The 9,685-nt window shown below is 44.1% G+C and carries 7 protein-coding genes; 5 read left to right on the top strand and 2 right to left on the bottom strand.

What is annotated here, in order from left to right; genetic code table 11:
• Positions 1-228 precede the first annotated feature (228 nt).
• Positions 229-1,170, top strand: coding sequence for a ribose ABC transporter substrate-binding protein RbsB (gene rbsB, locus L634_RS0119880; RefSeq protein ID WP_026583952.1), 942 nt, complete (start codon positions 229-231; stop codon positions 1,168-1,170).
• Between the two features lie 414 nt (positions 1,171-1,584).
• On the opposite strand, the gene L634_RS0119870 is transcribed toward rbsB, so the two are convergent.
• Positions 1,585-2,124 carry a flavodoxin family protein gene (locus L634_RS0119870; protein WP_026583951.1) on the bottom strand — a complete coding sequence of 180 codons (540 nt, stop codon included), beginning with the start codon at positions 2,122-2,124 and terminating at the stop codon, positions 1,585-1,587.
• Between the two features lie 452 nt (positions 2,125-2,576).
• On the opposite strand from L634_RS0119870, the gene L634_RS0119865 reads away from it, so the two are divergent.
• The 3 genes from L634_RS0119865 (at position 2,577) to L634_RS0119855 (ending at position 7,400) form a co-directional block, all read left to right on the top strand.
• Positions 2,577-3,038, top strand: coding sequence for a MarR family winged helix-turn-helix transcriptional regulator (locus L634_RS0119865; protein WP_026583950.1), 462 nt, complete (start codon positions 2,577-2,579; stop codon positions 3,036-3,038).
• A 3-nt stretch (positions 3,039-3,041) separates the two neighbouring features.
• Positions 3,042-6,170, top strand: a complete 3,129-nt coding sequence (locus tag L634_RS0119860) for an MMPL family transporter (RefSeq protein ID WP_026583949.1) — start codon at positions 3,042-3,044, stop codon at positions 6,168-6,170.
• 273 nt (positions 6,171-6,443) lie between these two features.
• A complete protein-coding gene (locus L634_RS0119855) occupies positions 6,444-7,400 on the top strand; it encodes a nuclease-related domain-containing protein (RefSeq protein ID WP_026583948.1) in 957 nt (318 codons plus the stop codon).
• 33 nt (positions 7,401-7,433) lie between these two features.
• Here L634_RS0119855 and L634_RS0119850 read toward each other — a convergent pair whose 3' ends face one another.
• Entirely contained in the window at positions 7,434-8,150 is a 717-nt protein-coding gene (locus tag L634_RS0119850; protein WP_026583947.1) for a 3-ketoacyl-ACP reductase, read from the bottom strand.
• Positions 8,151-8,293: 143 nt separating this feature from the next.
• Between L634_RS0119850 and L634_RS0119845 the strand changes: the two genes are divergently transcribed.
• The gene (locus L634_RS0119845; protein ID WP_026583946.1) at positions 8,294-9,292 is read left to right on the top strand and encodes an LLM class flavin-dependent oxidoreductase; all 999 of its coding nucleotides are present in this window, start codon (positions 8,294-8,296) and stop codon (positions 9,290-9,292) included.
• Positions 9,293-9,685: the final 393 nt, after the last annotated feature.

Raw genomic sequence — 9,685 nt, 5'->3', positions numbered from 1 at the left:
GAAAATGCTACCGCATTTCCTTCGTGCGGTGCCAGGTCAGGGAAGCTTATTCAATGTCCTGCGGGAAGTGAGGGAAGTGGGAGACCCCGCAGGCGAAGCCGAGGAGGCTCGCATTCCTCCCCGCGGAAAGCAAGTGTCCCCGTGCTGAAATCAACGGGCAGCATTTAAAGTGAAAATAACAATTTATGAAAAAAGAGCCTAATTTTAAAATTCAAGGGGGTTTTAGCAGTGAAAAAATTATTTCAAATTTTTATCGTCGCAATTGTCGCTATGGTTGTTAGTGCATGTTCCTTGGAGCAGGGCGGAGGAAACACGGAAAAATCATCCGATCAAAACAGCGGGGAAAAAGAAGGCGCAAAGAAAATTGGATTATCTATCTCTACTTTGAACAATCCTTTCTTTGTTACATTACGTGATGGTGCAGAAGCAAAAGCAAAAGAACTTGGTTTAGAGATCACAACAGTGGATGCACAAAATGACCCTGCAAAACAAGTAAGTGATATTGAAGACTTAATTCAGCAAGGCGTCGATATTCTGCTGGTAAACCCAGCAGACTCAGCAGCAGTTGCATCTGCAATTGAGTCAGCAAACAATGCAAATATTCCTGTCATTACAGTTGACCGCAGTGCAGAAGGCGGAGAGGTAGTTACACATATTGCTTCAGACAACGCTGCTGGCGGAAAAATGGCTGGCGAGTTCATCATTGAACAGCTGGGCGATGCCGGCAAGGTAGTAGAACTTGAAGGAATTCCCGGTTCATCAGCTGCCCGTGAAAGAGGCCAAGGATTTAACGATGCAGTGGCCGCTGCAGAAGGCTTTGAAGTAGCTGCCAAACAAGCAGCAAACTTTGACCGTGCAGAAGGATTAACGGTTATGGAAAACATTATCCAAAGCACAAGCGATTTTGGTGCCGTTTTTGCACACAATGACGAAATGGCTCTTGGTGCAGTGCAAGCATTGGCTGCAGCCGGTATGGAAGATGTAATCGTAGTGGGCTTTGACGCCACAGACGATGCAGTAAAAGCCGTAGAAGACGGAAAAATGGCAGCAACTGTAGCTCAAAAGCCTGACTTAATGGGTGAGCAAGCAGTAGAGGCAGCTTCAAAAGTCCTTGCTGGCGAAGAATTGGAAGAATTTATTCCAGTTGAACTTGAGCTGATTAAAAAATAAGCCTGTTTTCGTAAAGTTATTGCTTTTCGGGTGGCTAACTAAGTTTAACCGACTGAGTTGATTGCAGCAGAGGGCACTTGACTCCAGCGGGAAGTGGGGGAAGTGGGAGACCCTACAGGAGACTCCCATTCCTCCCCGCTGACAGCTTGAGTGCCCGCTGCGGAAATCAACGGGCGGGATTCATAAGCCAAACAACATTTATGAGAAAAGAGCCAAAAATAATGAATAAATGCGAAAGCCCTTCCTTATCGGAGGGGCTTTGTTGTGTTTCGCTGACAAGATGAGAATTTGCTTATAAAATCAACGTACTCATAAAATCAGATGTACTCATTTTTTTCATTTTTTCATTCACATATCTGAAGTCAAAAATATCACCAGCATCGTTATCATAGATATAGGTGAGAAAAGCTGGCTTTAGCTTAAAAACAACCTGTTCCACTGCTCCGCTTTAGCCAAAGCAAATGTATCTTCCTTGACCTCTCCAGGCTTTACCCCGCTTCCGATAATGTAATCAGCAAACTCGATCCCAACAAATTCAAAAATGTACTGGAATTGCTGGACAAGCGGCAATCCTTTCACTTTTGCACTGCTGCCCCCTGTAATGACGACATATGCTTTTTTCTTTGCCAGTTCGTCTTTAAGGTTAAAGCGCTCATCCCTTAAATACTGGGACCAGCGATCAAAGAAGTCCTTCATCGGACCGCTCATGCCATACCAATATAAAGGCGTGGCAAACACAAAAACATCATGTGAAAGCATGTGCTTCACCAATTGCTCATAATCGTCATCAACCGGTGAGAAGCCTTCCTCAGTATGCCTCATATCCATAATCGGTTCGATATGCAAATCAGTCAGCTTTACCAGCGTATGATCCGTTCCGTCTGTAATTTTCTTTGCCAAATATTCCGAGTTGCCGTTTTCTCTGGTGCTTCCCAGCAGGGTCAATATTTTCATTAAAAATTTCCTCCTATGATAAAAAAAGGTCTTGTTACTGGATTTTACAAGAACAAAAGATTAATCGCAAAAAAACTGTTTTGGTTTAGGCTGTTTTCGTAAAGTTTGCTGCTTCTCAGGCGGCTAACTTAGTGTAACCTTCTGGGTTGATTGCAGCGGAGGGCAATTGACTCCTCGAAAATGCATTCGCATTTTCTTACGACGAGGTTTTTGCTCAAGGATGCTTTTCCAATGCCCTGCTCAGAGGAGTGGGAAATGGGAGACTCCACAGGCTAAGCCGATGTGGCTCTCATTCCTCCGCGCGGTAAAGCTTGAGTGCCCGTAGCTGAAACAATAAAGCAGTATCTCCTGATTGACAATCCCCGTGTCCTGCATTAAAGTTAACTACGTTAATAGTTAAATAGTTGAACAGTTAAATAATAGAATAATCAGGTTATGAGGTGAATATATAAGTGAGTGTGCCAAATATTAAAGAATTGATCGACCGGTATATTGCGGTTTCCTTTTCTGTTGAAAAAAAAGCAGCGTCACTTGTGAAAGAACAGATTGGAAGCGATTTGACCAATGACCAGCATTATACATTGAGGTACATGAGCCAGGTTGGTTCCTGTACGTCGTCCGAGCTGGCGGAGGTGTTTGATGTAAAAAAGAGTGCGATTACGGCGATGATAACACGCATGTGGGAAAAGGGGCTGATTCAGCGGACACGCGATGAGAATGACCGCAGGGTTGTATATCTGACTCTTACTGAAAAAGGCAATAAGCTTTATGCTGAGGCAGAAGAAAAAATCCATAAGCTGGTAGAATCGCTGATCACCAGGTTTGATCAGGCTGAAATCCAGCAGTTTATTGAAACCTTTGAAAAACTGGACAAAGTCTTATTAGAAAGCACAGATCATAAAGCGGGGGAATAAAGAGTGTATACGATTATAAAAAGAAAATGGCTTGTCATTATTGCCTGGATTGCCATAGTCGCCGGTTTATTTGCAGCAGCGCCAAATATGGCAGAACTTGTCCGTGAAAAAGGCCAGATTACCGTTCCTGAAGAATATTCTTCCACTCTTGCCGGAGAAATTATGGAAGACGTGCAAAAGCAGGAAGGCGGCGGGGATGAGACCCAGGTTGCACTAGTTTTTCATAATGATAAAAAACTGACCGATGAGGAAATAAAAGAAGCAGAAAAAGCCATTCGCACGCTTGAAGAGAAAAGCGAAGAAATTGGCGTGACTGATATTCTGACGCATTTTAATGAAGAAAGCCTGAAAGAACAGCTCGTTTCAGAGGATGGAAAATCAATCCTGGCTTCTGTCAGTGTGAAGTGGAAGGACCGCGAGGCAGCTGAACTTAGTGAAGATTTGTATTCGGCGATTGACGGTGTAAAAGCAGATTACTATTATACGAGCGAGTGGCTCATCAATGAAGACTTGACGAAGAGCTCTGAGGAAGGCCTTAAGAAGACAGAGGGCATTACCGTTGTCTTTATATTGGCTGTCCTGCTGCTTGTATTCAGATCGGTGATTGCACCGGTTATTCCGTTATTGACAGTAGGCTTTACGTATTTAGCTTCACAATCAATTGTTTCATTTCTAGTTGATAAGTTCGACTTCCCAATTTCAAACTACACACAGATTTTCCTTGTTGCTGTACTGTTTGGAATCGGAACAGATTATTGCATTTTGCTGTTGAGCCGTTTTAAAGAAGAGCTTTCCTATAATGAAAGCACAGCGGATGCAATCGCAGCCACTTACCGCAATGCGGGACGCACTGTCTTTTTCAGTGGTGTGGCCGTTATGATCGGTTTTGCTGCAATTGGTTTCTCACAATTTATTCTTTACCAATCTGCTGCAGCCGTTGCAATTGGTGTAGCGATTCTATTAATTGCGCTGTTTACCATTGTGCCTTTCTTTATGGCCGTTCTTGGACAGAGGATTTTCTGGCCATCGAAAAAAAGCACAGAGCATGGTGAGAGCAAGCTCTGGGGTACAGTCGGCCGCTTCTCGCTGGCACGACCGTTTCTCGCTCTGCTAATCGTAGCTGCCGTTTGTGTGCCATTTTTGGTGACTTATGACGGAGAGCTATCTTATAACTCTCTCGAAGAAATCAGTGGGGATGTAAACTCAATCAAGGCCTTTAATGCAATTGCCGACAGCTTTGGCCCAGGTGAATCCATGCCAACGCAAATTGTTTTAAAAAATGACGAGGCAATGGAGTCAGCGGAGTATGTAGGCTTGGCTGAAAAGATTTCACGCGAAGTCGAAAAAGTAGATTTAGTGGATTCAATCCGTTCTGTCACAAGACCAACCGGCGAGCCAATCGAAGACTTCTTTATTGCCAAACAGGCGGAGACTCTTGAAGAAGGCCTGGGGGAAGGAAAAGACGGTTTGAACCAAATTTCCGATGGGTTAAATGAAGCTAGTACTGAACTTGCTAAATCAGAGCCGGAGCTGCAAAGTGCTGCAAAAGGAATTAATGATCTGATTTCTGGAACAAATGAAATTCAGTCCGGCCTTGGTGACATCCAAACAAACCTGGCTAAAATTGAAGACGGAATTCGCCAGGGATCTATGGGTGCCGATGAAATCCGGGATGGTTTGGCTAAATCGAAAGCTGGAGCGGAAGAACTGCTGACAGGCTATCAGCAGATGTTGGTTGGCTATCAATCAGCGGAAGAATCCATTCCAAGACTAATTGCAGGCTATAAAGAAATACAGGATAACTTGAATCAGCTGTCAGATGGCATTCAACAAGCCAATGCGGCACTGTTTAACTATGTTGAAGGACAATATCCCGAATTAGCACAAGACCAACAGTATCAAGGAATCAAAGGCCAGGTTAAAGGCCTGCAGGAGCAGCTGCCAATGGTTTCAGAAGGGATAAATCAAGCCAGTGCAGGATTAACTCAACTCCAGTCCGGCCTTAGTACTGCGAACGAAAACTTTGAAAATGCCATTGCCGGCCAAAAAGAGTTAGCTGCAGGCCTTCAGCAGCTGATCAAGGGAATCGAAGCCCAGCAGGATGGCCTCGACCAGCTTGCCAGCGGCCAGGGACAAATCGTCAATAGCTTTCCGAAGCTGACTAATGGCCTAGCCGGAATCAATGGCGGCCAGGAACAGCTCCTCGATGGATTTGGAGATCTGGGCGGACAAATCAATCAGCTGACAGACGGACTTGGCCAGAGTGCGGAAGGACTGGAACAGGTATCTGACGGCCTTGGTTCTGCACAGGAATACTTGGCTGGCCTATCAAGCTCGGAAAATATGGATGGTTTTTACTTGCCTCCGGAAGTCCTTGAAGATGAAGAGTTTGCCCAAGTGTTCGACACCTATATGTCTGACGACCGCAAAGTCATGACAATGGATGTTGTACTGGATGCAAATCCGTATTCAAATGATGCGATCGCGCAGGTCGATGAAATGAAAGAGGCTGTTGAAAGGGCAACAAAAGGGACGAAGCTTGAAAATGCCGTTGTCGCTGTCGGCGGCATTACCAGCACCAATGCAGACCTTAGCACAATGTCAGACCAGGATTACTCCCGTACAGTTGTGCTGATGCTGCTTGGAATTTCAATCATCCTTGTGTTCCTATTCAGGTCTATCATTATGCCAATCTATTTAATAGGTTCATTGATCTTAACTTACTATACAAGCATGGCAATGAACGAAGCCATTTTTGTGAACCTTCTTGGGTACACTGGCATCAGCTGGGCGGTTCCATTCTTTGCATTTGTTATTTTAGTTGCGCTTGGCGTTGACTACAGCATTTTCTTAATGGACCGATTTAATGAATACCGTGATCTATCTATTGCAGACGCCATGCTGCTATCCATGAAAAAGATGGGTACCGTCATCATCTCGGCTGCCGTCATCCTTGGCGGAACATTCGCCGCGATGATGCCTTCCGGAATGCTATCATTATTGCAGATTGCATCCATCGTCCTTATCGGACTTATGCTATATGCATTGGTCATGCTGCCGCTATTCATCCCGGTCATGGTCAAAAACTTTGGCCAGGCAAACTGGTGGCCGTTTAAAAGAAGTGCAAATTAAAGAGGAAAGGGGCTATCTCGAGTGGGGTAGCCTCCTTTTTTGTGAAGATTAACCCCTCAACCTGATATAGAGGATGAAGTTGATGATATATTAGCAAAGTTGATGATATATTGAAGAAGTTGACGATAAAATGGACAAGTTGATGATATATTTTATGAAGTTGACGATATAATGCTTTTTTATAGAAAAAGACCGTAATATTAGTCTGTTTTAAGTAGGAATTTTAGCATTTTAAGTCGAAATTTTTTATAAATCATCGAAAGGAGCTCCAAAATGATATATAAAACAAGAGAAATCTCAATATCTATTCAAAAACTGCAGGCATTAGCCAGAAGAGTGCCTCGAAATCATCCAAAATGGCCAATAATTGAAGAAAATCTCTTAAAAAGCTTGGCAGGTTATAAAGGTGAATCCGCTCTTGACTTTCCCCTTAGCTTCCTTCCCCAAAAGAAGTATTATATAATGCATGATCTGCGCCTGAGTGACTCCCAGCATTTCTTTCAAATAGACACACTGGTTGTTTCGAAAAATTATGTCTTAATCCTAGAAGTGAAAAATATAGCAGGAACCTTATTTTTTGATCAGGAATTTCATCAATTGATCCGAATAAAAAATGGGCATGAGAAGGCGTTTCCGGATCCGCTTATCCAAGTTCAGCGACAGGAAACACAGTTGAAAAAATGGTTATCTCTTATTCGAATACCTGAACTGCCAATTCATTCATTAGTTATCATCAGCAACCCCGGATCTATTATAAAAACAGCTCCCCGACATAAAAATCTTCATCAAAAAGTGATTCATCGCGAATTTCTTCCTGAAAGAATAGTACAGCTTGAAAACTTATACCGACGAGAACATCTCTCTGAAAAAGAGCTGAAAAAGCTGCTGCGCCTTTTTAATAAACATCATGAAGCATCCAATATCCCAATTCTAAAAAAATATCAGATAACTCAAGACCAATTGCTCAAAGGAGTCCACTGCCCGCACTGTGGATATCTCCCCCTAAAAAGAATCTATGGTACCTGGAATTGTCCAAGCTGTAATCTTGACTGCAAAGATGCACATAAAAGTTCTCTAAATGATTACTCCTTACTTATTGGAAATGAAATAACGAATGCTGAATGCAGAAATTTTCTGCTTATCGGATGTCCCTCATTAGCCTCCCGCCTTCTCCGCTCCGCCGCCAAAGACTCCATCGGCAAAAACAAAGGCAAATGCTACATTCTATAAAAAAGCAGACCCCCTAAGGATCTGCACAAACACTTATGGATTTGTTGACCACATGCCGGCTGTTTTGATAAACACACGCGGATTCAATTTCAGCTGCGCCACAATCAATTCTGCAAGGTCTTCCGGCTGCATAACTTTTTCCGGATTGCCGTCTGTCAGGTTTGTTTCAATGGCAAGGTCAGTCGCAACGGTGCTTGGAGTCAGTGCGCTAACACGAATATTATGTTTCCGGACCTCTAGCATGAGGGACTCCGTCAAGCCTAATACGGCAAATTTGGATGCGCTGTATGCACTTGTGACAGGTGCGCCTTTTTGGCCGGCTGTGGATGCAATGTTAATAATATCTCCGGATTTCTGTTCAATCATTTCAGGCAGAACGGCTCTCGTAACATTATAAACACCCATTAAATTTACCTGAATGATGCTTTCCCATTCCTCTGGGGAAAGTTCCAGGAACCCGCCGAATTTAGCGATCCCGGCATTGTTAATAAGGGTATCCACAGAGCCAAGATCCGATTTAATATGCTCTACAGCATGCGTTACGGCCTCAAGGTCTGCAACATCTGCCGCCGCAGCAGAAACATTCACATCGTACTGGCTAAGTTCATCCGCTGCTTTTTCAAGGTTTTCAATCGTACGGCCCAGCAATCCGATGTTGACGCCTTCTTTTGCCAGCGCAATCGCAGTTGCGCGCCCAATTCCTCTGCCTGCGCCTGTAATAAGGGCAGTTTTGCCTTTTAATGTTTGCATCGTTTTTCCTCCTCTAAAAAAATCATTCATATACTACCAGAAAGAAGGTAAATTTCCTAATAAGCTGTTTGTCCATTTCACATATTTGAGACCTGAGCTGCCATTATGGTAAGATCATTGTCAACAAAAGGGGGAGAATTCCCATGAAACTAAGTGTATTGGATCAGTCAGTTGTGGCAAAAGGAGAATCAGCGGGCGATGCACTCCGCAAAACAGTAAAGCTGGCGCGGGTAGCGGAAGAGCTGGGATATACTCGGTTTTGGGTAGCTGAACATCATAGCTCGAATGGAATGGCCGGCTCCTCGCCTGAAATCCTCATCTCCCATATAGCTTCAAACACCAGCAGAATCCGGGTTGGTTCAGGAGGAGTCCTTCTTCCGCAATACAGTCCCTATAAAATTGCCGAAAATTTTAATGTGCTTGAAACCCTTTTCCCAGGGCGTATTGATTTGGGCATAGGGCGGTCTCCTGGAGGGGCTGCATCCACCCGGCTTGCTCTGACCGATGGATTAAGGAAAAGTTTGAATGAGTTTCCGAGACAGCTAAGAGATTTGCAGGGCTTTCTGAATAGAAATCTTCCGATGGACCATCCTTATCAAAGTGTCGAAGCTTTTCCGCAGGTTGCAGATCCTGCGGAAATGTGGATCCTCGGCATCACACATCGGGGTGCCCGCATGGCTGCTGAGTATGGTACCGCATTTACATATGGCCACTTTATTACTCCTGCCAATGGAAAAAGAGCCATGGATACATACTTTAGCCAGTTCCAGCCTTCAGCAGGTTTATCAGAGCCAAAAGCAAATGTATGTATATTTTCCGTATGCGCCGAAACTCAGGAAGAGGCGGAAGAGCTGGCATTAAGCCAGGATATGTGGCTGCTGGCAGTTGGGAAAGGGGAGGATACAAGAATGATCTCAAGTGCAGAGGCCAAAAGCATCCAGCTCACACAAGAAGAGAAGGAGATAGTAGCTCAGAATCGAAAACGGATGGCGGTAGGCACTCCTTCAAAGATAAAAGAAGAATTGCAGCTGCTCAGTGAAATCTATCAAACCGATGAATTTATGATTATCACCAATATTTATGATTTTCAGAGCAAGCTAAATTCCTACAGGCTTCTGGCTGAAGCTTTCGCCTTAAAGTAAAGGCTTTGTTCATTTGCCATTTGATTTCCGCTCCAGGCATTCAGCGAGCTGCGTGCGGTCCAACGCTCCTTGGAGCGCGGGCGCCAGTAAGGTCATCCTATGACGGCCCTTCTGCAGGGCATTGAATAAGTATATCACCGCACAAAGCAGTAGCCATTTTCGAGGAACCCGCCGCCATCCGCTCAAGCAACAATGAAGCATAGCACAAGTAAAAAGATCCCCGAAGTGAGGATATTTCTCGTGAGTAAAGGCAATCCACAGTAAGGAGGTTATTAAAAAATTGTAAACAGGTTATCCACCATTGGTGAACAATCCCCGTTTATATTCAGGGGCACCTATCAGCTGTGCATAACTAATTGAGAGAGTTTTTTAATTTTTCAGAAGTAATCCACA

Source organism: Bacillus sp. J33, from assembly GCF_000518885.1.
GTDB lineage: Bacteria > Bacillota > Bacilli > Bacillales > Cytobacillaceae > Cytobacillus.
This window is presented reverse-complemented; position numbering and strand designations above follow the sequence as displayed.